The 25,155-nt window shown below is 42.7% G+C and carries 23 protein-coding genes; 2 read left to right on the top strand and 21 right to left on the bottom strand.

The window, feature by feature from the left end; all coding sequences use genetic code 11:
• Positions 1-60 precede the first annotated feature (60 nt).
• Both ACP26M_RS09515 and ACP26M_RS09520 read left to right on the top strand, forming a co-directional pair.
• A complete protein-coding gene (locus tag ACP26M_RS09515; RefSeq protein WP_426588279.1) occupies positions 61-453 on the top strand; it encodes an OsmC family protein in 393 nt (130 codons plus the stop codon).
• Positions 454-568: 115 nt separating this feature from the next.
• Entirely contained in the window at positions 569-1,336 is a 768-nt protein-coding gene (locus tag ACP26M_RS09520) for an MBL fold metallo-hydrolase (RefSeq protein WP_426588281.1), read from the top strand.
• Positions 1,337-1,604: 268 nt separating this feature from the next.
• Here the strand turns inward: ACP26M_RS09520 and ACP26M_RS09525 are convergent, their stop codons facing one another.
• The 21 genes from ACP26M_RS09525 to ACP26M_RS09625 all read right to left on the bottom strand — a co-directional run bounded on the left by ACP26M_RS09525 (position 1,605) and on the right by ACP26M_RS09625 (position 25,145).
• On the bottom strand, positions 1,605-1,922 hold the full coding sequence (locus ACP26M_RS09525) for a LytR/AlgR family response regulator transcription factor (RefSeq protein ID WP_426588283.1): 318 nt from the start codon (positions 1,920-1,922) through the stop codon (positions 1,605-1,607).
• A complete protein-coding gene (locus ACP26M_RS09530) occupies positions 1,858-2,361 on the bottom strand; it encodes a LytR/AlgR family response regulator transcription factor (RefSeq protein ID WP_426588285.1) in 504 nt (167 codons plus the stop codon). The genes ACP26M_RS09525 and ACP26M_RS09530 overlap by 65 nt, the downstream gene beginning before the upstream one ends.
• Before the next feature lie 10 nt (positions 2,362-2,371).
• Positions 2,372-3,214, bottom strand: a complete 843-nt coding sequence (locus ACP26M_RS09535; protein ID WP_426588287.1) for a sensor histidine kinase — start codon at positions 3,212-3,214, stop codon at positions 2,372-2,374.
• A gap of 246 nt (positions 3,215-3,460) precedes the next feature.
• Positions 3,461-3,835: a DUF2147 domain-containing protein gene (locus ACP26M_RS09540; RefSeq protein WP_426588289.1), complete on the bottom strand. Its 375-nt coding sequence runs from the start codon at positions 3,833-3,835 to the stop codon at positions 3,461-3,463.
• A 35-nt stretch (positions 3,836-3,870) separates the two neighbouring features.
• Entirely contained in the window at positions 3,871-4,047 is a 177-nt protein-coding gene (locus ACP26M_RS09545) for a hypothetical protein (RefSeq protein ID WP_426588291.1), read from the bottom strand.
• A gap of 123 nt (positions 4,048-4,170) precedes the next feature.
• Positions 4,171-4,560 (bottom strand): hypothetical protein, encoded by a 390-nt coding sequence (locus ACP26M_RS09550; protein WP_426588293.1) that lies wholly within the window; start codon positions 4,558-4,560, stop codon positions 4,171-4,173.
• Between the two features lie 7 nt (positions 4,561-4,567).
• Positions 4,568-5,899 carry a TolC family protein gene (locus tag ACP26M_RS09555; RefSeq protein WP_426589714.1) on the bottom strand — a complete coding sequence of 444 codons (1,332 nt, stop codon included), beginning with the start codon at positions 5,897-5,899 and terminating at the stop codon, positions 4,568-4,570.
• A 1,663-nt stretch (positions 5,900-7,562) separates the two neighbouring features.
• On the bottom strand, positions 7,563-8,537 hold the full coding sequence (locus ACP26M_RS09560; protein WP_426588295.1) for a hypothetical protein: 975 nt from the start codon (positions 8,535-8,537) through the stop codon (positions 7,563-7,565).
• A gap of 32 nt (positions 8,538-8,569) precedes the next feature.
• A complete protein-coding gene (locus ACP26M_RS09565; RefSeq protein ID WP_426588297.1) occupies positions 8,570-9,265 on the bottom strand; it encodes a hypothetical protein in 696 nt (231 codons plus the stop codon).
• A 24-nt stretch (positions 9,266-9,289) separates the two neighbouring features.
• Entirely contained in the window at positions 9,290-10,789 is a 1,500-nt protein-coding gene (locus tag ACP26M_RS09570; protein WP_426588299.1) for a RagB/SusD family nutrient uptake outer membrane protein, read from the bottom strand.
• Positions 10,790-10,840: 51 nt separating this feature from the next.
• Complete coding sequence (locus ACP26M_RS09575) at positions 10,841-14,026, bottom strand: SusC/RagA family TonB-linked outer membrane protein (RefSeq protein WP_426588301.1); 3,186 nt, start codon at positions 14,024-14,026, stop codon at positions 10,841-10,843.
• A 608-nt stretch (positions 14,027-14,634) separates the two neighbouring features.
• Entirely contained in the window at positions 14,635-14,904 is a 270-nt protein-coding gene (locus tag ACP26M_RS09580; protein WP_426588303.1) for a hypothetical protein, read from the bottom strand.
• Between the two features lie 64 nt (positions 14,905-14,968).
• Positions 14,969-15,868, bottom strand: coding sequence for an AraC family transcriptional regulator (locus ACP26M_RS09585; protein ID WP_426588305.1), 900 nt, complete (start codon positions 15,866-15,868; stop codon positions 14,969-14,971).
• Between the two features lie 501 nt (positions 15,869-16,369).
• Positions 16,370-18,241: a DUF4859 domain-containing protein gene (locus tag ACP26M_RS09590; RefSeq protein ID WP_426588307.1), complete on the bottom strand. Its 1,872-nt coding sequence runs from the start codon at positions 18,239-18,241 to the stop codon at positions 16,370-16,372.
• A gap of 465 nt (positions 18,242-18,706) precedes the next feature.
• Positions 18,707-19,204 (bottom strand): quinone oxidoreductase family protein, encoded by a 498-nt coding sequence (locus tag ACP26M_RS09595; RefSeq protein ID WP_426588309.1) that lies wholly within the window; start codon positions 19,202-19,204, stop codon positions 18,707-18,709.
• Between the two features lie 107 nt (positions 19,205-19,311).
• A complete protein-coding gene (locus ACP26M_RS09600) occupies positions 19,312-20,316 on the bottom strand; it encodes an NADP-dependent oxidoreductase (RefSeq protein ID WP_426588311.1) in 1,005 nt (334 codons plus the stop codon).
• Positions 20,317-20,333: 17 nt separating this feature from the next.
• The gene (locus ACP26M_RS09605) at positions 20,334-21,113 is read right to left on the bottom strand and encodes an SDR family oxidoreductase (RefSeq protein WP_426588313.1); all 780 of its coding nucleotides are present in this window, start codon (positions 21,111-21,113) and stop codon (positions 20,334-20,336) included.
• A 40-nt stretch (positions 21,114-21,153) separates the two neighbouring features.
• A complete protein-coding gene (locus ACP26M_RS09610) occupies positions 21,154-22,254 on the bottom strand; it encodes an alkene reductase (protein ID WP_426588315.1) in 1,101 nt (366 codons plus the stop codon).
• A 212-nt stretch (positions 22,255-22,466) separates the two neighbouring features.
• Positions 22,467-23,057: a TetR/AcrR family transcriptional regulator gene (locus tag ACP26M_RS09615; protein ID WP_426588317.1), complete on the bottom strand. Its 591-nt coding sequence runs from the start codon at positions 23,055-23,057 to the stop codon at positions 22,467-22,469.
• Positions 23,058-23,232: 175 nt separating this feature from the next.
• A complete protein-coding gene (locus ACP26M_RS09620; RefSeq protein ID WP_426588319.1) occupies positions 23,233-23,817 on the bottom strand; it encodes a TetR/AcrR family transcriptional regulator in 585 nt (194 codons plus the stop codon).
• 35 nt (positions 23,818-23,852) lie between these two features.
• Positions 23,853-25,145: a TolC family protein gene (locus ACP26M_RS09625; protein ID WP_426588321.1), complete on the bottom strand. Its 1,293-nt coding sequence runs from the start codon at positions 25,143-25,145 to the stop codon at positions 23,853-23,855.
• Positions 25,146-25,155: the final 10 nt, after the last annotated feature.

Below are 25,155 nucleotides of genomic sequence, written 5' to 3' on the forward strand. Positions count from 1 at the left end.
ATAATTTATCCTGTAAAAAGGGGACGGCTAATGGCGTCCCCTTTTATAAAAAATAAAATCATGTCAAAAAAAGTCGAAGTAAAATATCAGGGAAAATACAAATCAACAACCAAATCCCCCTTAAATGAAGAAGAAATAACCGTAAATGCTGTTCGTTTTACACCGGTTGATTTATTGGCTAGCGCTTATGGAAGCTGTCTGCTGGGGACAATAGACTATGAAGCACATAAAAATCAATTTGAAACGCCGGCGGCGAGAAGCGAAATTGTATATGAAATAGACGATGTTAAATCGAAAGTATCCGAAATCAATGTTAAGATCTTTTTGGGAAAGGAATATACCGCCGAACAAAAAGGCGTTATTGAAAAGGCGGCGAAAGAGAAATGTCACGTCGGCAATACCATTGATCCGAATATTCCAAGGAAGTACGAGTTTTTTTATAACGCAGAATAATTTACGGTCCGTGCTAAGGGAAATATGGGCGCATTAAAATGCCTCATATTTTTCATTACCATAATAGCTCGGGTGCTTTCAGGCGCCCTCAATCAGGGAACAAAATAGGTTAAGTATGTCAGATATAACGAGTATAGAATTGATAAGGAATGCCACGTTGCTTATCAATTATGGAGGCAAGAAGATTTTGGTAGATCCGATGTTTTCTGCAAAAGGAACATTTGAATCTTTTGGCGGCATAGCCAAAAACCCGGGCGTCGATCTTCCTGTCAGCATCAAACAAATAACGGAAGGACTTGACCTTGTCCTGGTCAGCCATACACATATCGACCACATGGATCCAAAGGCACAGAAAGTACTGGATAAGAATCTTCCTTTTTTTATCCAGCCGTCCGATAAGGAATTCTTTGTGGGAAAGGGTTTCAGGAATGTAAGGGTTATCGAATGCACTACCACCTGGGAAGGTATTACCATTTGCCGGACGGTTGGGCAGCATGGCAGCGGGGAAATTCTCCAAAAAATGGGGCATACATCGGGATTTATTCTGCAGAAGAAAGGATATCCTACCATATATATCATAGGTGACAGCATTCTGACGCTGGAGGTAACGATGACCATCGAAAGGTTTAGGCCGGATATCATCGTAACAAACTCAGGCGGTGCCGTAGTACCCGGGTTTGAAGACAGTCCTATTTTAATGGAAGAAAAACAGACGATGGAACTGATAAAACGAAGCGGTAGTGCAAAAGTAATAGCCGTGCATATGGAAGCCCTGGATCATTGCAGGACCACAAGAGCGTCTTTACGGCAGTTGGCTATTCAGCAACATATCAGCGAAAGCAAATTACTGATCCCGCTGGACGGTGAAAAGATACTTTTTTAAATTGCCTAAAGTTCTGTTCAGTTAAACGGTTGTATTCCCATATCTACGAAGCTTTTCAAAGCTCATGCGGAACGTCTATAAAAGCGGTCAGGCCATCTTTAGGAGTTATAGTTTTATACGGATCATTTTTTGACAAAGTAATTCAACAGGATAGCTATACCAGCTTCCTGCACATTTTTAAACATTAAATTAGTTTCTTAAATCAGGATTTGAATGAGATCAATCCCATTATCCAATAACGATGAGGTTTTTCGCTGCTCTATCAATCCTATTGGTTCAACCACTTTTTGAGTTGGGTCGATCTCTCCCTGCTCGTCAGCACATGCTCATCCAGTGGTGGCAAAAGTTCTATTTTCAATTGACCGTTAAAAGACTGATGGATCTTATGGATGGCTTTTAATGAAACGATGAATTGTCGGCCTATCCGGGAGAAGATCTCCGGGTCCAACTCCTTTTCCAATATTTCCAAGGTTTGATCTACAACAAATCGTTGCGCATTGTGCGTAACCAAAAACGTTATCTTATTTTCCGAAGTAAAATAGGCAATGTCCCCGCCGATAATGAGGATACCGGTCCCGGTAAGCAACCAGAAACCTGGTCCGGTAAATAGGTTGTTTTGACTGCATACTTTTAATCAATTGCAGTATGCTTTCATCACTTCCCGATCTTGAAAGTGACCTGGCTTTGCGGATGCTTTTCTCCAGTTTATCGGCTTCCAGGGGTTTCAGCAGGTAATCAATACCATTGACTTCAAAAGCTTTTAACGCGTACTCGTCATAAGCCGTAATAAATATAACGGGGGCCGTGATGGTTACCTGGTTAAAGATCTCAAAGCTTAATCCATCGGTTAGCCTGATATCCATAAAAATCATATCCGGCTGCACATGCGTTTTCAGCCATTCGATACTGGCTTGCACCGTTTGAATACTCGTTATCACCGTTATATTGTCGTCTGAAGCGTGAAGCATTTTTTCGAGGCGTTGTATGTTAGGCAGCTCGTCTTCAATGATTAAAACACCTGGCATAATATCTATTTTAATAATTATCCGAATCGATTAATGGTATTTCCACCTTGAAAAAAGCACCGTCGTCCTTAATAACAGGCGCTTGCTGATTCATCAGACGATACCTGTCCAGGATATTGTTAAGCCCCATTTGTGTGCCGGGTTCGGTAGTCGCTTTGGGCATTTTATTATTTTCTACGATCATGGCATTTCCGCCGGGGAAATAGATATGGATGTTCAGCGGTGAGCCGGTGCTGAATACATTGTGTTTGATGGCATTCTCTATCAATAGCTGCAGCGTTAAAGGAGGCAGACTTGAATGTAACGCCTTTCCCATATCCCGTATCCGGACGTTTATGCCTGCTCCATACCTGATCTGGTATAAAAACAAATAATTCTTAATAAACTCCAGCTCTTCTGTCAATGGAATCAGGTTCTGCGCCCGGTTCGTGAGCATGTACCGATAGATCGAGGATAATTTGGCGACATAGGCAACAGCCACAGCGGGCTGATCTTCGATCAGCGCGGTGACGATACTCAGGTTATTGAACAGAAAATGCGGGTCAAGTTGCAATTTAAGGGCCTCCAGTTGAGCCTGCGTGGTTAACTGCTCCATTTCAAGGGTCAGTAACCTGGCATCGTTCCATTTGTAAAAGAAATGTTCTGCCGCGAAAACGGCTGTGACCAAAAGAGAAAATATTACACCGATGATAACCGTCTGTCTTTCCATTAGTTCATCATAACCGAAATATGCCGGAAACCTAACTTCAAAGAACAAACGCAGTATAATGTAAATAACGACAATATGCAGCGCGAGCTGAATGCCAAACCTGCTTTTAAACCTGTTTTCCCATGGATACCATTTGTTCAGCATCCCGGTAAGCTGAATTCCTGTTTCAAATAATACGGCCGCGTAGGCAAACTGAAAATAAACTCCAGGAGGAAATCGCCAAATGCATAATAACGCCAACTGTTAAAAGTCCGCTCGAAGGGATTGATCAGCGTCAGGATCCGGTATAAAACCAATCCAAACCCGGATAACCGTAAATCCTGAATAACCGGTAGCTGTGTTTGCGCATGTGTTAAAATAAGGATAACTGTATTAAATAAACAGAATGGTTCAATTGACACGTTTCCAGGTTTCATTAAAGCTTAAAAAGCCCCATTTAACTTTGAGCTGCAGTTCCGTACCGGTATCGTTGATAATAAACCACCCGTGATAGGTTTTATTATCTTTAGGGTCGATCACAATCCCTTCAAAAATCTTCGCCGCTGCCGGCTTCAGTTCCTTAGCAATGATCTTGTTGTTGTTATTTTTATCTTTTTCTGTTTCGGTACTGATCTGTCTGGCTGTAAACAGTTGTCCTTCGGGATAAAATTCGATAATATCTTTATCCGGAGTTTGCCATTTGCCTGTTATCGCCAACTGTTGTGCATGAGAGATCAGACCGAAAAAAACTGAAAACATGGTAGTCATAAAAGTGTATTTACACATGATCATAAAATTTAAAAGGCTGTTATACTTATAATTTATAAAGGGGCTTTGATACCGATGAGCGCGCTGATACCGCTCAGGTGCGTGTTAGAACTTTTAGGAACGTTGGGTATGGTGGACCCCTGCCCTTCCAAAAAGAAGGTAAACGATTTAGATATTTTATAATTAATACCGGCCCCCGGCATTGACATACAGGTAAGTACCAGATACATTGTTGTAGTTGATGGTATTGGTGTTACTATCAAACGTAGTAGCCGGGTAATCAATAAAAGAAGCGCCTACCCCGGCTAACACGAAGGGCTGCCATCGGCCAAAGCTATGCTGATAGCCTGCGCTTAGGCCCAGGTTGGTGCTATTGGCTTTGACATCGATCTGTGATCTAATGCCATCAATGTATTCTGGGATTTAAAATTTACTGCGGTTTGGCCGAACTGAAGCTTGACAAAATAATTCTGATGATAGTTTAGCTGCAAAGAAGTCATTGCATTGGAACCGAAATTTGTTTTTTTATCCTTAACATTATCGTAGGGAATAAAAACACCGACGGAGCCGCCAAAATCCAGGTACAGGTTCCGTGTGGAATGATCGTCGGAATTTTGCGCCGGGGCAGCGTGGGCCGATAAAATCGTAAATATCAATACCAGGAGCCATTTGTTGTTCATGAGCGATGTTAACGGGTGGACAGGTTTTATACCCGAGTTATAATAATTCATTCTGTTATTCATATTAGTTTTAAAGTATGTTCCCGGTCGCCTTGTAATAGCCGGCAACCGCGGCGAGGTATTCAAAAACGCTTTGGGTATAATCATTATCCGCCTGTACCATTTGCAGTTCCGCGTCAGCGACATCGGTATATTTGGCGAAACCTTTTTGCCATCTTGCCTTTATAAAGGCCAGTGCCTGTTCCCGGGCATATTGGATATTTTTTTGCCCCTTTATCTTTTCCGTACTTTCTGTAATAGCCAGGCGGTTATTGCTCACCTGCAGGTTGGCCTGGTTCTCTAATACGCTGCGCGCTGTGATTGCCTGCTCTAATGCCAGCTTGCTTTGTTTAACCCTGGCATCTGTACGGAACCCGGTGAAGATGGGGATACTGAGCTGTACATCTACATAAAAACTGTTGGGTACGTTGTAACGGGCAAAATTGAAATTATCAGACTGTGCCTGCAGCGTATACTGGCCGACGAAAGCCAGTGAAGGCAGATATTTTGACTGCTCGTTTTTAACCTGCTGCTGTGCGATCTGTGTTTTCCAGTCGTTAGCCCTGAAATCGGGGCGCTTGAGGTTATTGGCCTTCAGGGTATCATTGATCAGGTTTTGTTGTTCGCCTACCAATTGTACACCGATGCTGTCTGTCAGTTCCAGATCTTTGTCAAGCGGCAGATTTAAAAGAGATTTCAGGTAATTACCTGATTGCTTAACGGCTGTACCTACTTTACTGCAATTGATCTTCATCAGTTCCACATTACTCCAGGCGCCCAGCGTATCGCTTTTATTGGCGTAGCCTTTAACAAATAATTGCCGGCTGTCATTTAAATTACGTTCGGAGCGCTTCAGTGACGCGTCGGTCAAAACCTGGTTCTGCCGGGCGATTAAAATATTGAAATAGGCTTTTCTGATCTCATCGGCGAGTTCCCAGCGGCTTAATTCCAGGTTGGCATTATTCAGGCTTTCATCCAGGTGTGCTGTCTTTACATTTCCCGATATTTCCTGGTTAAAAAGCGGCATGCTGACATTGACATTGCCGTTATACGCGTTTTTGGATGATGCCGGTATTGCCTGTAATTGCTTGTCATCAAACACGATCTGCGAAGCGGAATTAATACTAAACACGGGTAAAAAGAAAACTGCCGGTTTAATGTTCCTAACGTATTCGACAGTAATCCCAACCTGCGGATACAGGTATGACTGCGCTTCTTTAAACCATATTTTGCTTTCTGCGCATCGATCTGTGCTAACCTGATCTGCTGATTGGCGTCCAACCCAGCTACTACCGCTTGCTTCAGAGATAGCGGCACTTTTTCCTGTGCATGAGCAGGACCCATCAGACCAAAGCTCAGCAATAAACCTATGGTAGCAGGCAGCACGGTTTTAGCCGTTTTATTACTAAACAACCTTTCCCATAATTTACCCAGGTTTGTTGTCAACCGCATCATCGCATTATAAACCACCGGAACAACAACCAGTGTCAGGAACATACTGCTGCTTAAACCGCCGATGAGCACCCAGGCCAGGCCGCTGCTGAAGGTTTCTGAATGCGGTTTTAAAATAATTGCAGAACATACGATTGTGTTTTAATTTTTCGAGAACCCGGTTTGGTGGGCTTTCCGAACACAATTACCGGCCGCCGATGCGGCAAAGTGGCCAACTTATCAAATGGCCATTCTTTTTTCAGGTTGTTTTTGTATTCCACAGGGGTCTTTCCGGTCATTTCTTTAAAAACCCGATGAAGGTTCTTTTGGAATTGAATCCCGACTCGAAGGCGATGCCGAGCAGAGTCAGATGGTCCCGGATGATGGCCTCGGGCTTAAATATTCCCTTGCTGGCGATACCTGCCTGACTCAATAAAGCTTGTCATGATCGTTTTCACAACGACAATTGTTTCGCAAATTTAGATGGCCTCGTTTTAATCAACTGATAAAGATATTATCGTGGGCAGAAAAGTTAAGGTAACCGACAGCATAGGCGATCTCGCTAATAGGTCAATAAGGTATTAAATATAGTGGGAGTCTTTCGATAGTTATAGCTATTTGCTATATTTGAATAACCAATTATGTTTCTATTTTTTTTGAGGAGCTGCCTAATCTCCTTTACACGGCTACCATCGTTGCACTCGCCCCTGCTCCCAAAAAGACCTGCCCTTGTGGCAAAAAAAACGGATCCAAACATGGAACGCATTCGCAGAACGTTTTTCATGAAGACATTTCTGTTTTGGCTTCCGTTGAAACGTTATAGATGTTATGAGTGCATGCGTAACCGGTGGACCTTTGGGTAATATTTGAAAGCGGGGACGCATACCATAACCTTCTACCCTACGATCAACAAATGGGAATACAGCAGCGACCTTTTCGATGGGTTCGTCGTTACAGAACTTCGACATATAGGTGACTTAAGACAAAAAAGCACAACAGCAGGAAAGCCTTTGTAATCGTCGAACGTCATTCAGCTATCGCATATCAGAAAAAGATTGCTGTTCAAAATATACCGGCCTGCCCTATGCATCTGGCAGTTGTCCAGGCGGTACCAGGAACATTTGTCCGTTGTACGTAACCGGCAGTTCAGCTATATCCGGGCTGGAAGGATACGTAAGGGCGGTGTTACCCTAAAACAAATTAAAGTAACTTTGCAGTAGCTTATGTGAGGCGTCTTTAATTTATGCGATGCTCCAAAAGCAGACCGGCTCATGGTTCATTGGCTCAATGACAGCGACCAAATTTGGGTCGTGCGTGCGTAGGTTAATTAATAAGGCAAATTCAGTCCTTTGTATCCCGATTATTATTGAATAAATGCTCAAAAAGTTGCGAAATCGCGGAATAGCCTCCATTAAAGAAGAAAAAGTTCACCATCTGTTGATCGGTGCAGACATACACCGATCAACAGAAAGTCTTTTTTTAAGGTCTTCCCTGAAAGGAACCGCAAGGAATTGTCTTGCGCAAATTGATAAGGATTAAATGCTAGTTTGATTGCACTTTACGAGATAATGAATACAGCCGGAAAATGACCTTACTTAAGGGACTCTGGTCACGTCTGTTACCGTAGTTGTAACAACAAAAGTTCCCTTTGTCAGAAAAAAACCCACAGTTAAAGTCGTATTAACAGCCATTGCAACATCAGTGTGCTTTCCAACAATACTGTAATAATAAGGTCCACCGACAAAACCGGGATAGTTTTTTGAAGTGGTAAAAACCGGGAAAACTGGAACACCACCCGGATACTTGTATTCTAATGAGGTATCTGTTTTCGCCACTGGATAATAGGGGTCGAAGTCCGAAAAATTCGGTCTTCCAGGCCGTCCGATAACTTCCCCGTTGGCCGGGTTCCAAGGTTTGCCATTTTTATCTTTCCATACATAGATGATTTTGTCCGGACCGTCCGGCTTATAGGTAACTTTAATATCTAATAACGAAGCCGAAAAACCCACGAAGTTAGTATACGTTGCGTCAGAATGGTTATATGCTTTGTAACTTACCGTATCCGGTATGCTGCCTACTACGTTTATTTTGCAGGCGTTCGTTAATATCCGTGTTCCTCTGACGTTAGATACCTGTAAATCGATATTGTAAGACCCTACAGGAACAAACTTGGATGCTTGCGTAAACTGAAGCCGTCCACCTATCGGATTAATACTAAATGGAGCTAGTGTACTATCCTTAAGTTTTGTACTCAACAATGCAATCGTAGAGTCGTCAGCAGTAACATTGCCTTTGTATACCCGCACAGTATCCTTTGTCAGCAGATATTTAGAAGCGTCAGCGCCTGTTGCCATATCTTTGACTGCCAGCAATTTTACATTGACGGGTGTCGTGGAGCCATCAATCACTAAGCCGGCGGACACGGTTGTAATTCCTTGTGCTACAGTAAACGGATTGACATTATAGTAGATGTTGTCACTTATAAACCCTGTTTTTATTTTATTGCAACTGAAGGTTGCTATCGTCAGCAGCAGCGTTACTGCTATCCAATATGTAAAATTCTTACGCATGATAATTGATTTAAATACGTTGATAATTTATTTTATAACTTTCTCAATACGGCAAAGTTAGCCAGCACGTGAAGCGTGGTGCCCGTACTGGTTTGGATACCTGACGTCTGGCAGGGTAAATTTGCGTCGACCAGGTCGCCTGGAGACGGACCGGAGGGGCCATCTATCGTACCGTTCACCACTACATACTCTAACGTATAATAATTATAACTTAAAGCGCTGTTGGACAAATAGACAGAGCTTATTCCTGCAACTTTTTTTATAGCACACGGAGCCGCGGAACCCGCTTTGTTGGTGTAAGAAACCGCTGTAATACCTGCCCCGTCGAGCGTAATGGTGTGGTTAAACATATATTGTTTAAACAGATTGGCACTGACAGAATCTGTAAGCTGTTTCAGAGTGGTGATTGGACTGGAAAGTATGGCACCATCTACTTCTCTCTTTATAGTTATTCTTTTCATTAACAAGTTGATAGCCATATCGGGCGGTGCGAAGAAGGTCTTGCTGTTATTTATGCTGTCCTTTAATTTGTAGAAATCAATTAAAGTAAGCAAGGTATCAAATTGGTGAAATTTGTTGTTTTTCAGATAATCATATGTTGAGAACGGAGTTGCAGCTTTTTGAAGTCCACCGTCGGTGAGGTAGCTATTCTTTTTACAGGCACCTAAACAAAACAGGAGCAATAGTGCCACTGGCACAACACTTAAATAATGATTTGATTTTTTCATCGTATGTCTTTATTTATTTGTGGATCAATTAACTTTCCCGATCCAGAACGGGGTCTGGATAATTTTAGAATTATTGAGAAACAAATTTGGATCGATAGGCCAATAAGTTTTCCCTGCCGCAAATTCACCCGGGGTGACATTGTCAAACTGTTGTTCCTTCGTAATTCTTTCCAGCCTGATCAGGTCAAATGTTCTATGACCTTCCAGGAACAATTCACGCCCTCTTTCATCGGTTACAGCTTGAACAACTGCCGTGCCCGAGACGCCGGCCAGGGGTTTGGCATTTCTGGCACTGCGTACCGCATTAACAAGAGATAACGCTGCAGCATAGTTGGTGGTTTGCCCTGCACTTAGTGCCTCTGCTTTTAATAATATGATATCAGCCAGCCTGAATATCACTATATTATTAAGCGCAACCTTTAACGCAGTATTGTTATTAACTGTTTGAATGTTAGTATATTTGACACATTCGTAAAAAGATGTCGTTCCATTTTTTACTATTATAAATCCCTTTTTTAAGCGTACGTCAGCCGTATCGTTGTATAAGCTCTGAACAAGCGAATTATTCACATGCCAGACAGGAACAGTGTTATTTAAATAAGGAGCAGTAAGTGTCTGGGATGCCAGGGTGTAATAAACGTTTGCATTGTAACCTTCCGTCAGCGTGTTTTGCGCAATTTCAAAAATACTTTCCTGCGACTGGCCTTTATAGATATCCATAAAGGATGCTGCAGGCATTAGGGAATATGATCCGGAGTTAATAATGGCGTCACAGGCGGTATTGCAGGCAGGATAATCACCCATCCATGCGTAAATATGAGCTAGCAAAGCGTAAGCTGCACCCTTATCTGCACGAACTGAACGATCAGACGAACCACTGTCCTTCCAATTTAGGTATTGAATGGCCAGGCTAACATCTTTGATTACCTGCTTAAGCACATCAGTTTGCGGAGACCTTGCATACTGTTGTGCCGCCGTCGCGTCGCTATTCTCCAACACCAAAGGAACATCTCCCCATATCCTGGCCATTGTGAAATAACAAAATGCTCTGGTAAAATAAGCTTCGCCCAGATATTTGTTCTTTTGGGCAAGTTTTTCAGCATCTGATGCCCCGTTAAAAACGGTGACCGGCATGGCTGTAATGAACGATATTGCCCTGTTACTTTGTGCAATGGCGGTAAAAAAAGGAGTCCATAACCTTAATTTTAACAACGGGTTATCGGTAGCCGTTGAAGCTACTCCCGCGCCAAGGTTAAAGTCTATCACTTTTTGAAAGTCGGGCTGGTCGGAGCTGCTGAATTCGCCCGACGCAAGATCTCCATATGCATAATATCCTATGGAAGCGTTAAATGCCGCTCTGATCAGGGAGTAGCAAGCCGCTACGCCGGTATTCGCATCACCGTCGGCTTGCCATGTAGTAGCATCTGTAGGTGTGCTTACGGGCGTTTGATCAAGAAATTTGCGGCAGGAAGCAGTAAATAACGCCGCAGCCACAATATATATCAATATGTATTTTCTTTTCATTGGAGTATGATTTATAAGTTATTTACTAGAATTAAGGTTTATCCCGCTCTTTTAAAAACCGATGTTAACGCCAAGGGTAAATTTCGCCGCTGTCGGATATATGATGTTTGCGGAGCCTGTTGTCGGGTCTACCAATTCGGGATCTGCTATATCCTTGGCTTTTTTCCACATGGCCAGATTGTCGCCCATTACGTATATATTAAATCTGTTCATACCGAGTTTCTTGATCCATCTGTCTGGCAGATCATAGCCTAAAGTCACGTTTTTGAGTTTTACAAAGCTTCCGTCCTCCACAAAGTATTCGTTTCCTATATTCCAGGGATCCTTCACGTTGGCGTCCGCGTTACTGTAAACTAACCTCGCATATTTAGTTTGGTCCCCAGGATTTTGCCAGAACTGGTTAAGCAGGCTGACATAGGTAGCCGGCCCCGCTGTAGTACCATAACTACCTGGGTATTTGCTGCCGTTTAACTCGTCGGAAAGCGCTCCGTTTAATATTTTCCTTCCAAAGACATACGATGCGAAGAAGCTCAGCGAAATGCGTTTGTATCGGAATGTACTACCGAGCCCCCCTGTGTATTTAGGATTGGGGTTACCTCCGTCATACTTATCGTCATTGTTAATGTTATAATCGCCATTTACATCGACATATCTCGGACCACCGGCTTTCAATGGCACACCGTTAGCGGTTTCTTTTGCGCCCGTAGTCGGATCAATAGGAACTTCCGCATCTGTGGCATAAACACCGTTGGTATGGAATATCCGGTAACTGAATATCGGTTTGCCTAAGGTTAATGTTTTGTAAAACCATGGCACATCAAACAAGAAATCGCGGTTGTTATTTGGCAATTTGGTCACCATGTTTTTGTTGAAGGAAATGTTAAAGTTGAAGTTCCACTGAAAAGGGGACTTGGCACCTAAAACGTTGATGTTAGCAGCAAACTCCAGGCCCTGGTTACGCAAGTCGACATAGTTACCGGATTGATATTGATAGCCACTCGTCGCCTGAGCGGGGACATTATAGAAGAATACATCTTTTGAATCTTTCCTGTACCAGTCAAAAGTTAAATTAACCCGGCTGTTAAAAAGCTCCACATCAGCACCAAAATCCAGTTGGGGGTCCCTTTCCCACCTTACCGTTGAATTTGCCTTTGTTCCATAGTTCGAAAAGTTATTGTAATAAGAAAAAGGAGATACAACCGTAGTGCCGTTATAAGTGCTGGCATTTCCACCCAACTGTCCAAAGTTGTTAATTGTTCCGTTTGTACCGCCGAAGTAGCTTGCATCGTTTGACAGTGACTGGTATTTAGAATACCATTGCCCAGGATCTTTTCCGGTTATGCCGTAGCTTGCACGGATCTTAAAGAAATTGACAGTTTTTTTTATTGGCTCAAAAAATGATTCGTCCGAAGCAATCCACCCGGCAGCAACCGCTGGAAAAGTGGCCCATCTATAGGCTGAACTATATATAGAACTTGCGTCTCTGCGTATGCTGGCGGTTAAAAGGTACCTGCCTGCATAATCATAGTTAACACGCGTATAATAAGACTCGGTTGTTTTTCGCTGATAAGAGGTAGACGCATTCAGGTTCGTTCCCGGAGGGACGGTCTGGACGGTACTTATCCCCGAAACGGAAATACCTGCTGCAGAAGCATAATTATAGTAACTTTCATAGCTATAGAGCGAAGCCCCTGCGGCAAGCAGAAAGTTGTGCTTGCCAATCCGTTTGTTGTATTGCAGAAAATTCTCAAATGACCAGGATGGATTGCTGGCATAAATATCGTAAGCTGTATTTAATGTGCCATTTAATTCAACCGGAGAAAAGTAACCGTATTTATTGGTATAATTGGTCGACCCGTAGGTGCTGTTAAACATAAGGTCAGCAGTGATCTGTTGTTTCAATTGTAAAGAGCCGATAATTGAAAATGTACGATCATCATCATAATAGTGTTTTTTGCCGGTGTAAACGTCATATTGGGCCTGTGTCAACGGTGCAAAAGAAGTTGGAAAATTCCATGCACCAAAAAGATTGGCCCCTGCTCCTCCAACCCCATGTTGCTGGCGCTGAGAAGACATTAACAGGTCGGCAGTTAATTCCATGCCTTTCAACGGTTTGATCGTGAGATTTAAGTGAGGAGAAAACTTTTCCAGCCCATAACCGTGCAAAACGCCCTGTTCGTTGTAGTGGTTGATAGATAGCCGGTACGATGTCGAACCAGTGATCGCAGAAATTGCCACATCCTGGCTATTGACCAATGATTGTTGCCGAACAAGCAAGCCCTGCCAATCAACATCGTTGTTAAAAGCAGAATTGAGACTATCGGTTATAGCCAGCGGTATGACACCCAGTTGCCGGTCACCATAGGTAAGCTGCTGCAACAATGCAAGCTTAAGCGACCTCTCTGCCGCTCCCGTCGAAACTTTGATAAAATTAGGCTCGGTAACCGAACCTACAAAAGCGGATACGGTAACCTGAGGCTTTCCCTGCTTGGCTGACTTTGTTTTTACAATAATTACCCCATTACCCGCCCGTGCACCATATATGGCAGCCGCGGAAGCGTCTTTCAGCACATCTATCGATTCAATATCGTTAGGGTTGATGAGTGATAAAGGATTGTTATTCCCATAAGCGCTACCCATAGCATTGACGTCGAAAATAATACCGTCTATGACATATAGGGGTCCTGTGTTCCCACCGTTGGCGTTCCCAAAGTCTATATTGGCTGACCCCCGGATTACAATAGCGGGCTTTGACCCCAACTCGCCGGTGCTTGACAAAACGCTCACACCGGCAAGGCGCCCTTGAAGCGTCTGATCGAAACTTGCTGCCGGTATATTGGCAATGTCCTTTCCACTTAAAGAAGATACCGCCGCGGTGACTTCCCGTCTGTTTTGTTTCTGGTAGCCTACAATAACGATATCTGATAAAGAATTTTCCTGAATTTGCAGGGTTATTGTTAATGGTTTGCCGTCCGTTTTAATTTCCTGCCGTCTAAAACCGATTAGACTGACGGTGATAGTATTTAAATTGCCCTTTAAGGTAAGCTGAAATTTACCATTAAGGTCGGTGGTAGTACCGTTAGTGGCCATTCCTTTTTCGGCCACAGTAGCTCCCGGCACCGCTTTACCCTCGTTGTCCTTAACTACGCCGGTTACGGCATTGGTCTGCGCCAGAACTTTTGTAACACTATTGCAGAGGAAGTAGCAAAGCATTAAAATTAGTAAACGTTTTCCCATTTCGTTGATGTTTAAATTTAATTAGTGGATATTGAACTTTAATTAACAGGTTGATGTACTGGTAACACCTGTGGAATGCCACCGTTTGTTGTTATGTCATAGGCAAATCTTAATTTTAAATAATCAGTTTAACCGCCGTTGAATCGGTATATTACTGCCGGGTATTCAGTTTTAGTTTTGTAATGGCTGTTTTAATTCCCTACAATAACTTGCTGTTAACCAAATGTAAACAGATATTAAACTGCCATTTAGTCAGAAATTACCCTTTGATAATAACATTTTGTAAATTATTTGAATGAATAAATGCAGTCTAAATACGCCGGCGGCGGGCGCATTTCAATAACAAACCAACCCGGACCTGTTGTACCGGTTACAGTCGACGCAGCATGCATACATCGATAGAAATCGACCATTTATACAGGAGCGAACCACACCAATGATTAATGGAATATATCGTTGTACTTAAAGTTTAGATGAGCCGTGAAACTTATGCTTAAGCAAGGCGGGTATTGCCGCACCGAAAGATTTCAGTTTCGATCATTGAGAAGCGCCCGAAGGTTACTCCGATTAACAGCACGGCGTTTCGCAGCTATGGCTGATGATCAAGGTCATCCCGGATCACCTGACGCCCCGGAATGATGTTCCAGGTTTTTACCATTTGTCAGACCTGATAACAGATTCCCTGATCGTGGAATTTGTAAATACTTGTTAAAACTCCAGCCGTCCTGCGTATTGGTTTGCACGCGCCGGCCCGGTTGAAAATAGGTAAACAGGCCGCTCCCCGGGCTCTTCCACATCCATAACGTTTTGAGGCTGAAACGATTGAAGTTAAGTTTACTGCCGAACGTAAAAGGGTACCCATCAATAATTCTTTTCACACCGGTTTATCGTACTTTAAGTAAGTAATAATTTAATCGTACGTACGGTTAGAAACGTGAAACATCAACCTGCCTGGACGTTAAATGCTAAAATATTTTGGTTATAATTGTCCATATAATTTTTGGGTGTTATGCCGATAATTAATTTAAACACCCGGTTAAAATTGGTGATGCTTTTAAATCCGCATTTATAGGCAACGGTATTTATGGTTTCAAATCTGTTTGCTACAAGCTTTTTACAAGCCTCATTAATTCTCACTTCATTTAAAAAAGAAACAAACGTGTGTCCGGTATGCTTTTTAAAATATCTGCAAAATGATTCCGGGGTCATAAATGCTATTTTCGCGACATCCTCCAAGGTTAGTTCCTTACCATAATGGTGGATAATATAGTCGTAAATGGTGCCAATCCGGATACCTTCATGATCAGTAATTACAGGAAGATTTCCACAGGACAATGGATCAAGTTTTGTTTTTATATCAACAACCAATTTAAGCAGGTCGAAGAAGGCAATTAACTGGTCAATCCCGGAAACCTGTTCTAAATTAACCATAGCGCTTGATATTTTTCCCCGCAGATAAGCCGGAAATTTAAACCCTTGCTGGTGTTGCTGTATAAAAAATAATGTTTGCTTCATTTCCGGAAGGTCAAACAATTGGGTGAGTCCTCCCTCTGGGTTAAAGAATATGGTAAGAGCCTCTACTTCCTTATCCGGGCTTGTAAGAAAATAATCCGGGTTACTCTTGAAAACGTGCGGCATATTAGCTCCGATAAAAAACATATCGCCGGCGGTATAATCATGCATATGGTTTCCCGCTATCAATGTTCCTTCTCCCTTTCTGATCCAGGTAATTTGTATTTCTTTATGGCGGTGCAGATAAGGATAATGGTGTTTCTGGCAAACTTTTTCTGCGATCACAGTTTTATCGTAAGCGACAGGGATGGTAAACTGCAAAACTTTCATACAGGGGCTTATTAATTGTTGTTTAATTTACAATTAATAAACACCATGAAACAAGCTTTTAAAGTTTTTGGATAATTTAATATAATGAAAGGATAATTTATTGCCGCATATACCTTAAAAGTGAAAATTTATAGAATTATTGATAATTATAATTGTATTTTATACGTTTATAATCAATCAAGGAGATGTGGTAATATTAGCTAATTGATTAACTATATACCTATCTGAATCCAGGTTGGTTAGAAAACAATAGAACTTAAATGCCGTACTAAATAATTTCACGCTAGCATTCCCAAACTATGTACATCTTGTACTTCTGCCTTGCCGGCTATCAAATACAACAATAGAATTAAATTCACCTTAAAAGAAATGAGCCCGATAAATACCGGGCTCATCATGAATAATTAAATTAGTTTGTCTAACTTTTCGGTTACACTTCAAATAGTGATACAGCTTTGTGTTTTTTAACTTTTCGAAAACGCGGCGCATCTTCAAAATTTATTACAAAATAGTAACGTTAAACGTAAAGGTTGCCTTTGCGCTATTGTTGCTTGGTGTGGTGTATATCAGAGCTTGTTTGATTGTATATTTATCACCTGCTTTCACATGTCCCGGATATTGGCCCACAGTAAAAATAAAGTTCTTCTCATCATATTCGGACCAGACCACTGCGTCCGTTCCCCAGGGGACTACGTTACCGGAGGTATTAAACCATTGGCCGTATCCGTTGGCAGTCGTAGTTGCATTTAATTGTCCATTACTTTCAACAGCATAAAACTTAATATTCGAGCCCATAAGGCTCGTCAACTGATCGGACTGCAACAAAAATGCACTGATAAGTTTTGAAACATCGACATTTATCTGTGTAGAGGCGTAATTAATGTCATCATGGGCTATAGACACATCATATGAAAAAGATACATCTTTAGGAATGGCAGAGCTACCTGGGGTTGCATAACCTAAAAGGTTGGTGTTGGAAAACTTTATTTTATAAGGCCATTGCTCATCGTTGCTGTTATCATTGTCCCAGGCATGTCGTGAATATGTTTTAGGCGCTCCCGTAACCACAAACCAGAGGCGGTCGCAGTTGGCCGGTACGGCAAACGTTGCTTTACCGTTATTCTTACTGAACATGTTACTATAAACACGGCTTCCGTCCTTCATCAATGTCACAAATCCATATCGCCAACCAGCATTGGAAGGATTGGCAACCTGATTAAAACCTACAGCATTTGCCATACCCGCAAAATCGGCACTTACCGTTGTGCTTCCCTCGGGTAAGTTGAGCGGAAGCGCGTTAAATCCGGTTGTTTGCGGGCAAAAGCTATAATCAGGCTGAAACCATCCGTTTTCCAGCGGGGTCATCTTGTAATACAGTTTCCCGATATAAGGCCTGCCATCGTTCCTTAAAGCATCCAGATCCCAGGTAACTACTTTACTTGCCTGCTCGTAAATTTCATCATTGAATTTGTTGTTATCAATTCCGGTTAATCTTTGGTATGCCTGAATCGGGTCTTCAGGCTTAGCAGACTGCCGCCATATCCTGGCGATAATATCCACCCCGTGTTTCTGGGCCCAAAAATCATTAATGATGTAACTTGCATAACGATAATCTTCATGAAGGAGATGTTTATTGTAATTCTTATAGTAATCTGCAAATTCCCAGGCGGTAAATGTTTCTGACGGATAAGCTTGAAATGCCTGCCATTGCGCGGTTTGTTCCCAATATCCGTTTCCACCGGAAGCGTCCGGCCCGTATCCATATCTGAAACCATGTGTTAGACCCAAATCGCATGATACCTGATATTGGAAGCTATGGCCGATTTCGTGGGCAATTACCGAGCCTACAGGTTTACAGGTTGAAGGGCTAACCCATAAAGCACCAATTGTATCATCGTACCCCGAACCAGTTGCCAGCCAGGCATCCTGGTGGTAAAGAAAGATCAGCATTTTGTATTTACTCAGTTTGGAGGTTCCGCTGCTTATGTCGGCAAACTTGAGTTTGTTAACGTTCAGGTCATAAAAGGTTTCTGCTTTACTTAAAAGGTCTTCGATGTCTACCCGGTAGGCATCAGGTACAGTACTTGCGGAAGGCAGATCCTTACCATATTCTTTAGACCAAAAAAGGATAAAATGAGCTGATTGTTTTGAACGTGCATAGCAGAATTTGCTGGTGTCAGCATCCCAGTTCATATTCTGCATTTCTATCGGTTTATAGATGGCAAGCGTCTGAGCTTGGGGCTTTACAACCGCCGTTTCGGGATCATTGGGTTTGGTTATTTGTTTTTTGCAGCCGTTTAAGGATATAAGTAAGGATAGACATAGGACAACAAAAAAAGTTTTTGTTATTGCCGTGATGGAAAAATTGTTCATAGTGATTCGATTTATAATTAATTAAAAATGGTTATAAAGGTTAAACAAAAATGCGGCGGTTTACGACAAAATCTATGTAGGGCAAAAGCCAGCCCTCCTAAATATTTGCTTATCTTGATTTTAACTTTTTTAGAACATAAGAACCTTAAGCCCCGTTTATATACCAGTTAAAAGACCTAGCAATTTTATCAAACAATTGGCTATCAGGCTATACAAGAATTATCCAATGAGAATCAATTATTAACCTCTTATAAACCGGGCTGGCATATGTGACAATTCGGAACATTTAACTTAGTAAAAAAAGGTGGCCAATATGGCCGTGTTCATTTAGCATGATATGCGACTCAATGAAGGCTTCGGATCCAGAATTAAAATTGGGAATGCTATTATTTGACAACATGCATAAAATCAACCCGGCTGGGTAAAAGGACAGGAAGGGAAAGAAGCGGTTAAGGTTTACATCAATCAGTCGGCTTCTCCACTGTGTTTAGACCGCACATTTGCAATAACCTCCGAAACAATAAGTTTTGCTAACTGTATGCTGAAAGAACCGAGACCACCGGCTGCGCCTTCTACTAAAACAGTGTCCCTCGGCTGGATACGCGCTGATTTTTTTAAGGCGACCACTGCGGTCAGCGCATGCACAACCAGCGCTGCCGCCTGCTCTGGCGAGAGTCCCGGAGGAAGCGGGGTAACGGTTGCCGTAGGCACACAGATGTATTGAGCGTACCCGCCGTCACCTGGTGTAGCAAAAACCGGAGTACCGACCTCCAAACCTGTAACGCCTTCACCCGATTCTGCCACGGTGCCTGCGATCTCGGCACCCAGCGTAAACGGTGCTGGTGAAGGAACGGGATAAGGGGTGCCGCGGCGGCGCATTACGTCGGCGAAATTCAAACCTACGACTTCAATTTTGATCAGCACTTCGCCTGCTTTGGGGGCTTGGCTGCGGAACATCCTCATGTACCAAACACTTCGGGGTCATTTTATTTTTTTTACTTTTAATAACACAGCGGAGATTGGGAGCTGGGGCACTTCTTGTAACCGCCGTATTCTACAAGAAGTACTTTTTATTTAATTTTTATTACAGCTTTTCCTTTTGTGCGACCGGATTCAACATAGGCCAACGCTTCGTTGGTTTGTTCAAATGGGAATATTTTGTCTATTACCGGTTTAATCACACCTGATTCTATCAATGATGTAATTTGTCTTAATTGATTGCCATCTGCCCGCATAAACAGGAACCGGAAACTGCTATTCGCCTTTTTTGCCTTTTTCTTTGCGCCGAAACTCAATAATTTTGTCACCAATTTTAAATACCAGGGCAAGCCCAGTTCTTGTGCAAATTCCGGGGTTGGGGGACCAACCAATGAGATCACCTGCCCTCCGGCTTTTAAAACGCGGAATGATTTTTCCAGTATCCTGGCATCCCGGTTACTATGTATCACCAGGTCGTAATCTTTAAGTTTGGTTTCAAAATCTTCTGTTTTGTAATCAATGACAAGGTCTGCACCAAGCTTTTTAACCCAACCTATATTAGCTGAACTGGTGGTTGTGGCAACATAGGCCCCTAAATGCTTCGCCAGCTGAATAGCGAATGTACCCATACCACCGGAGCCTGCCTGAATGAAAACTTTTTGGCCTTTTTTTACATTCCCGATCTCAACAAGTGCCTGCCAGGCAGTTAAGCCAACCAATGGAATGGAGCACGCTTCGTCCATGGTAAGATTTTTGGGCTTTAAAGCTAAATCACCGTCATTTACAGCAATATATTCAGCAAAAGTGCCTATCCTGTGATCACCCACCCTCGAATACACTTCATCGCCGACATTGAATCGGCTGACTTTTGAACCAACTTTAGTTATCACACCTGCTAAATCATGACCGTTTACAAATGGTGGCTTGTAGGGTAAAAACAACTTGAAATCACCGTTTCTAATAAGTGAATCGAACAAATTGACACCTGCTGAATGTATTTGTACCAATACTTCATTTTCCTTTACCTTCGGTTCTGGCAATTCGGTCAGATGTAGTTTTTCTTTTTTGCCGTAGCTTTTTACTATGAATGCCCGCATGATTTTATTTTTTATGGTTATAAGGATTTCTGTGATGCTATTGCTTTGTAACTTCTTTTAGGATTAACCAAACCAAAAGTCAATTTTGGAGCAAGCCGGTTAAGGACAGAAGCTAATTTGGTATCGCCTACACGGATAGTTAAGTGATCTTTTTGAAGACCGTTGACAAACGCTTTCACCAGGGCTTCAGTAGTTATTCTTTTCCCCTCCATGTTAGCCGCCATTTCTGTAGCAACAAGCGGCGGTATCAGTTCGAATACCTTTATGCTGCTGTTTAAAGTTTTTAAGTGCTCTCTTAGCGATACGGTGTAAAAATGCAACGCTGCTTTGGAAGCCGCATATGTAGCTTCCAGCAACGACGGAACAAAGCTCAGTATGGATGTGGTATTGATGATCGCACTGTCTTTTCTTGATTTCAGCATGTCCATAAACAGGTTGTTAAGCCTGATCACCGCCAGGTAATTAACGTTTATCTCATAAGCTGCGTCGTCAAAATGCCGGTCATCCGCCAGGCCGAGGTTGATCGGATCGGCAAGTACACCTGCATTGTTGTATAAAATATCTATACCGCCCAATTGCTGTACCTGCCCGAAAAGCTTTTTCGCTTCATCTGCATCTGATATATCACTTCTAATTGCCGTAATAGCCGGATAAAGTTTCTTTGCTTCATCTAATTTCCCCTGGTTTCTGCCGATAATAATGACATGGGCTCCATTGGCTAAAAACTGTTTTGCGGCTTCCAACCCGATACCTGATGCACCTCCTGTGATCAATATCGTTTTTTCTTTTAATTGCATGATTTAATTTTATGAGTTCTGTTGAACACTGTTTTTTTGATTAGGATTGTTGGGCCAATGTTGGATAATCGGTATAACCTTTTTCACCCGGCGTATAAAATGTTGATGGATCGGGCTGATTGAGCGGTGCATCCGCTTTAAAACGTTCAACAAGATCTGGATTGGCAATAAAGGGAACCCCGAATGATACCAGGTCGGCATCACCGTTGTTCAATACCTGGCTGGCTGTTTCCTTGTTAAATCCGCGGTTAATGATTATCGTGCCATCATAGAGCGGGCGGTAACGTTTGGCTACTTCTTCAATACCCCAGGGATTGCCCGATACATCGGTAAATGGCTCGGTCAGGTGGAGGTAAGCCAGGTCATATTCATTCAATTTGGCAACGATATAATCATGCACAGCCATAGTTTCCTCGTCAAGCATCATACCCTGGATACCGTGAAGAGAAGGATTTAATCTTACACCCACCCTCGTGATATCAATTACTGTACGCAGTTCATCAAAAATTTCGAATAATATCCGTGCGCGGTTCTTTATAGTGCCGCCGTACTGATCCTGGCGTTTATTGGAGTAAAGATTAAAGAACTGGTGCAGCAGGTAGCCATTGGCGGCATGCAGTTCAACACCGTCGAACCCCGCCTCTACCGCGTTTGTGGCAGCCTGTCTAAAATCGTTAATGGTCTTTTGGATTTGCGCAGTTGTCATCTCCCTGGCATCAACTGTGTCTTTGAAGCCTTCGGGGGTGAATACTTTGGTAAGCGGATTTAATGCGGATGGCGCCAGCGGAAGTTCACCGTTAAGCAGATCAGGGTGCGATATGCGCCCTACGTGCCATAATTGGGCGAAAATTTTGCTGCCCCGCTCGTGCACCGCATCGGTAACCAGTTTCCAGCCTGCAACCTGCTCTTTTGTATAGATCCCGGGTACGTTCAGGTAACCTACTGCCTCCCGGCTGATATAGGTTCCCTCGGTGATGATCAGGCCGGCCGAAGCGCGCTGCTGATAGTAGCGTGCCGTCAGTTCGGTGGCCACGTTGCCCGGATTTGCTGACCGGTTACGGGTCATAGGTGCCATAACTATACGGTTGTTCAGTGCAAGGCCATTTAAATTATATGGCTCGAAAATAATTTGATCATTCATTTTTTCAGTTTTAAATAGTATCAGGAAGCAGGTTTGCAACCTTATTCATTGTCGTTTAATTGTTATTTTATACTTTTTAGTATATTCTATTTCATGTTGATTGTTAGTATTCCTTGCTATATCATGTCTGCGGCAGTGGGTTGAATACTTGATCACAAATACAATCCCATTGTCTATAAAAAAGACTTTTTAGTATATTCTATATCAAAAAATTATATTGCATAACTTTCTAACTCCGCTTTCAGGCTCCTGAGTAAACCGGCCATCGGTTTTGCGGTATTCATCGCCCTGCACATTACAACTGCACCTTCAACCGCGGCTACCGCTTTGAATGCATAAACAGCCGGATCAAGTTTGTCAGAAAATTCACCATCGGCAATACCCTGATTTAAAATACTAACAAATACTTCCTGTCCGTGGCGAATGACACCGGCTATCTTTTCTTTAATAGCCGGAAAGTTATCATCGGATTCCACTGCAATGTTAAATACAGGACATCCGCCTTTAAGGTAAGTATTCAAAGGATCTTTATAAAAATCGAGAAAAGCAAATACTTTAGCCTTCGCTGTTTTACCCTTGCTAATAGTTAACAACATTTTTTCGCCGTTAGTATTCAACATGTGGTCAACAACCTGCAGGGCAAGGTCTTCCTTTCCTTCAAAATGACCGTAAAGGCATCCCTTAGTCAATTTTGTGGCAGCAAGCACGTCGTCTATATTAGCGCCGGATATTCCTTTCTGATTAAAGATAGGCGCCGCTGTTTCCAGGATGAATTGCTTTGTTCTTTCGGCTTTAGTAAGCATGTTAATAAATTTTATGATACAAAAATATACTAAAAAGTCTAATTAAAAATACTTTTTAGTATATTATATGCTTTATGATATGAGAATGACAATCACGGTGATCCTTAAAAATATCCGGAGTTGCGCTACTGATATAGCCTGCTTAACAATACGTTATACAGAGCGCTGTTTCCTTTTACTTGGTATAATTTGCGAGAAGACGCCGCCCGTCATCGGTAATTATTCCGTTTATAAATAGCCGGAGCGCTTCAAATATATCAGCCGGGGTTCTTACAGTATTATTAAACAGGTAAAAGTCTGCTACCGATATATAGATGGCTGCTGTAGCCGGCACATCCAGACCAGTGCGGTACAATCCCGTTGCAATGCCATCTGTTAAATTTGATTCAATAATTATCTTCAGGTGATTGATTTTAAACTCATGGAACGCTTTCATAGCCCTCGGGTACCTTTTCAACGTCATGTCGTTAAAAAGGTACCGTAAGGCGATCAAATGTTTAAAAAGCCCTTGTTGAAGAACCAACTCCTGTACCGGGTCATCTGCGGCATCGATGTTTGAACTGATGATGCTCTTAGATTGACCGATCAGTTGGTCAACAACAGCTTCAACAAGGATTCCCTTATTGGCAAAACATTGGTAAACGGTTTTCTTCGACATACCGGCTGCTTTCGCTACTTCATCCATTGTTACACTGATGATACCATGGTTGATAAAAAGCTCAATAGTAATATCAATCAGACGTTTTCGTTTATGTTCCATTCCCGTAGCTAATTTGTTAGCTTTTTAAATTCAGGTCAGGGCTGATTTCCAGTTTTCGCGGTAACATAATTATATACCGCCGACCTTACATAAAAATCAGCAAATGCCGTAGCAACGGTACTTGAGGCCTGCTGATAAGCAGCCTGGGCATCCAGCACCTCCGAAATGGTAGCCAAACCGGCTTTGTAATTATCCTGGTTAACTTTCAGATTTTCGGCAGCCTGTTCCAGGTTGTCTTTTGCATAGCTGATTTGTGTAAGCTGGTCCTGCATATCATACCAATAGCGTATAATGCCTACTCTCAGCTGGTTTTGTCCGTCGCGGAAATCATTTTGAGCTATTTGCTCATTGATCCTTTGCTTCTGCATCTTTTGCTTGCCCCGGCCCCATAAACCGCTGGAGATGGGAATACTCAGGGTAACAAAACTGGCCGGTGCAAAGTTGCTCCCGATCCCGCTGTTGATTGACCCTGTTTGTGATGCACTTAGACCAACTGCCAGGCTCGGCAAGTTATCGCCATTGGCTAACCTGGTCTGTAGCTTTTCGCCTTCCATGCGTTTGGTCAGTAGCTGATAATTGGCATTACGGGCCAGGTTGGTATCTGGCTGCAGGGCAGGCAATACCGGCGTGCTGTTTGTATTAAGGGTGTCTTGCATTGCCATGAGCGAATCAAAGGCAATACCTGTATACATGGAAAAATCCAGCAGGGCCACCCGGCGGCCGTTCTGCAGCTTGCTTTTATTAACAAGCAACTGGCTTAGCTGAACTTTTACTTTGAGCAGATCGTTACGGGCAATTAATCCGGATGCTAGCATGTCCTTTTGCATTTTCAGTACAGTGTTAAGCAATGCTTCGTTAACCAGTATGGTTTTCTGCTGTTCCTGTATGTTGACGAGGTTCCAGTATTTCTGTTCGGTAAGCAGTATCACAGAATCTGCTGATTGCTTTTTCCTGATCTGGCTGACCTGTAGCTGCAATGCCGCTAACTGGTTACCCGTTTTAATTTTGCCGCCGGCATAAAGGGATTCCGTGCCGGTTACGCCAAACAGGTAAAAGTTATTGATGCCTTTTTCCAATAATGGCGGCGCGGCCGATACGAAGTCTTTAAACCCAAATAAACCCAGCCCGGTTGCGCTGACCGATGGGAGATAATCTGACTTGGCTGCAGCTACATCGGTTTTTGCAGAGCTTATCCTCAGCTCACCATTTTTTAAAGCGTAACTATAGGCTATAGCAGCCTGCTTACTTTCCTGCAGGGAAATGATATGCTGTTGGGCACCAACCTGCAGACATGTAAAAGTGAATATTGATAATAGGAATGTTTTCATGATAATGAGC

The organism is Mucilaginibacter sp. R-33, from assembly GCF_049949235.1.
GTDB lineage: Bacteria > Bacteroidota > Bacteroidia > Sphingobacteriales > Sphingobacteriaceae > Mucilaginibacter.

Bases quoted from the DNA above. Each gene is read 5' to 3' on its own strand.
- ACP26M_RS09625 (WP_426588321.1), bottom strand. From the start codon at position 25,145: ATGAAAACATTCCTATTATCAATATTCACTTTTACATGTCTGCAGGTT.
- ACP26M_RS09620 (WP_426588319.1), bottom strand. From the start codon at position 23,817: ATGGAACATAAACGAAAACGTCTGATTGATATTACTATTGAGCTTTTT.
- ACP26M_RS09565 (WP_426588297.1), bottom strand. From the start codon at position 9,265: ATGAAAAAATCAAATCATTATTTAAGTGTTGTGCCAGTGGCACTATTG.
- ACP26M_RS09535 (WP_426588287.1), bottom strand. From the start codon at position 3,214: ATGCTGAACAAATGGTATCCATGGGAAAACAGGTTTAAAAGCAGGTTT.
- ACP26M_RS09560 (WP_426588295.1), bottom strand. From the start codon at position 8,537: ATGCGTAAGAATTTTACATATTGGATAGCAGTAACGCTGCTGCTGACG.
- ACP26M_RS09520 (WP_426588281.1), top strand. From the start codon at position 569: ATGTCAGATATAACGAGTATAGAATTGATAAGGAATGCCACGTTGCTT.
- ACP26M_RS09615 (WP_426588317.1), bottom strand. From the start codon at position 23,057: ATGCTTACTAAAGCCGAAAGAACAAAGCAATTCATCCTGGAAACAGCG.
- ACP26M_RS09550 (WP_426588293.1), bottom strand. From the start codon at position 4,560: ATGAATAACAGAATGAATTATTATAACTCGGGTATAAAACCTGTCCAC.
- ACP26M_RS09610 (WP_426588315.1), bottom strand. From the start codon at position 22,254: ATGAATGATCAAATTATTTTCGAGCCATATAATTTAAATGGCCTTGCA.
- ACP26M_RS09530 (WP_426588285.1), bottom strand. From the start codon at position 2,361: ATGCCAGGTGTTTTAATCATTGAAGACGAGCTGCCTAACATACAACGC.
- ACP26M_RS09515 (WP_426588279.1), top strand. From the start codon at position 61: ATGTCAAAAAAAGTCGAAGTAAAATATCAGGGAAAATACAAATCAACA.
- ACP26M_RS09545 (WP_426588291.1), bottom strand. From the start codon at position 4,047: ATGTATCTGGTACTTACCTGTATGTCAATGCCGGGGGCCGGTATTAAT.
- ACP26M_RS09590 (WP_426588307.1), bottom strand. From the start codon at position 18,241: ATGAACAATTTTTCCATCACGGCAATAACAAAAACTTTTTTTGTTGTC.
- ACP26M_RS09605 (WP_426588313.1), bottom strand. From the start codon at position 21,113: ATGCAATTAAAAGAAAAAACGATATTGATCACAGGAGGTGCATCAGGT.
- ACP26M_RS09600 (WP_426588311.1), bottom strand. From the start codon at position 20,316: ATGCGGGCATTCATAGTAAAAAGCTACGGCAAAAAAGAAAAACTACAT.
- ACP26M_RS09540 (WP_426588289.1), bottom strand. From the start codon at position 3,835: ATGTGTAAATACACTTTTATGACTACCATGTTTTCAGTTTTTTTCGGT.
- ACP26M_RS09570 (WP_426588299.1), bottom strand. From the start codon at position 10,789: ATGAAAAGAAAATACATATTGATATATATTGTGGCTGCGGCGTTATTT.
- ACP26M_RS09585 (WP_426588305.1), bottom strand. From the start codon at position 15,868: ATGAAAGTTTTGCAGTTTACCATCCCTGTCGCTTACGATAAAACTGTG.
- ACP26M_RS09595 (WP_426588309.1), bottom strand. From the start codon at position 19,204: ATGAGGATGTTCCGCAGCCAAGCCCCCAAAGCAGGCGAAGTGCTGATC.
- ACP26M_RS09575 (WP_426588301.1), bottom strand. From the start codon at position 14,026: ATGGGAAAACGTTTACTAATTTTAATGCTTTGCTACTTCCTCTGCAAT.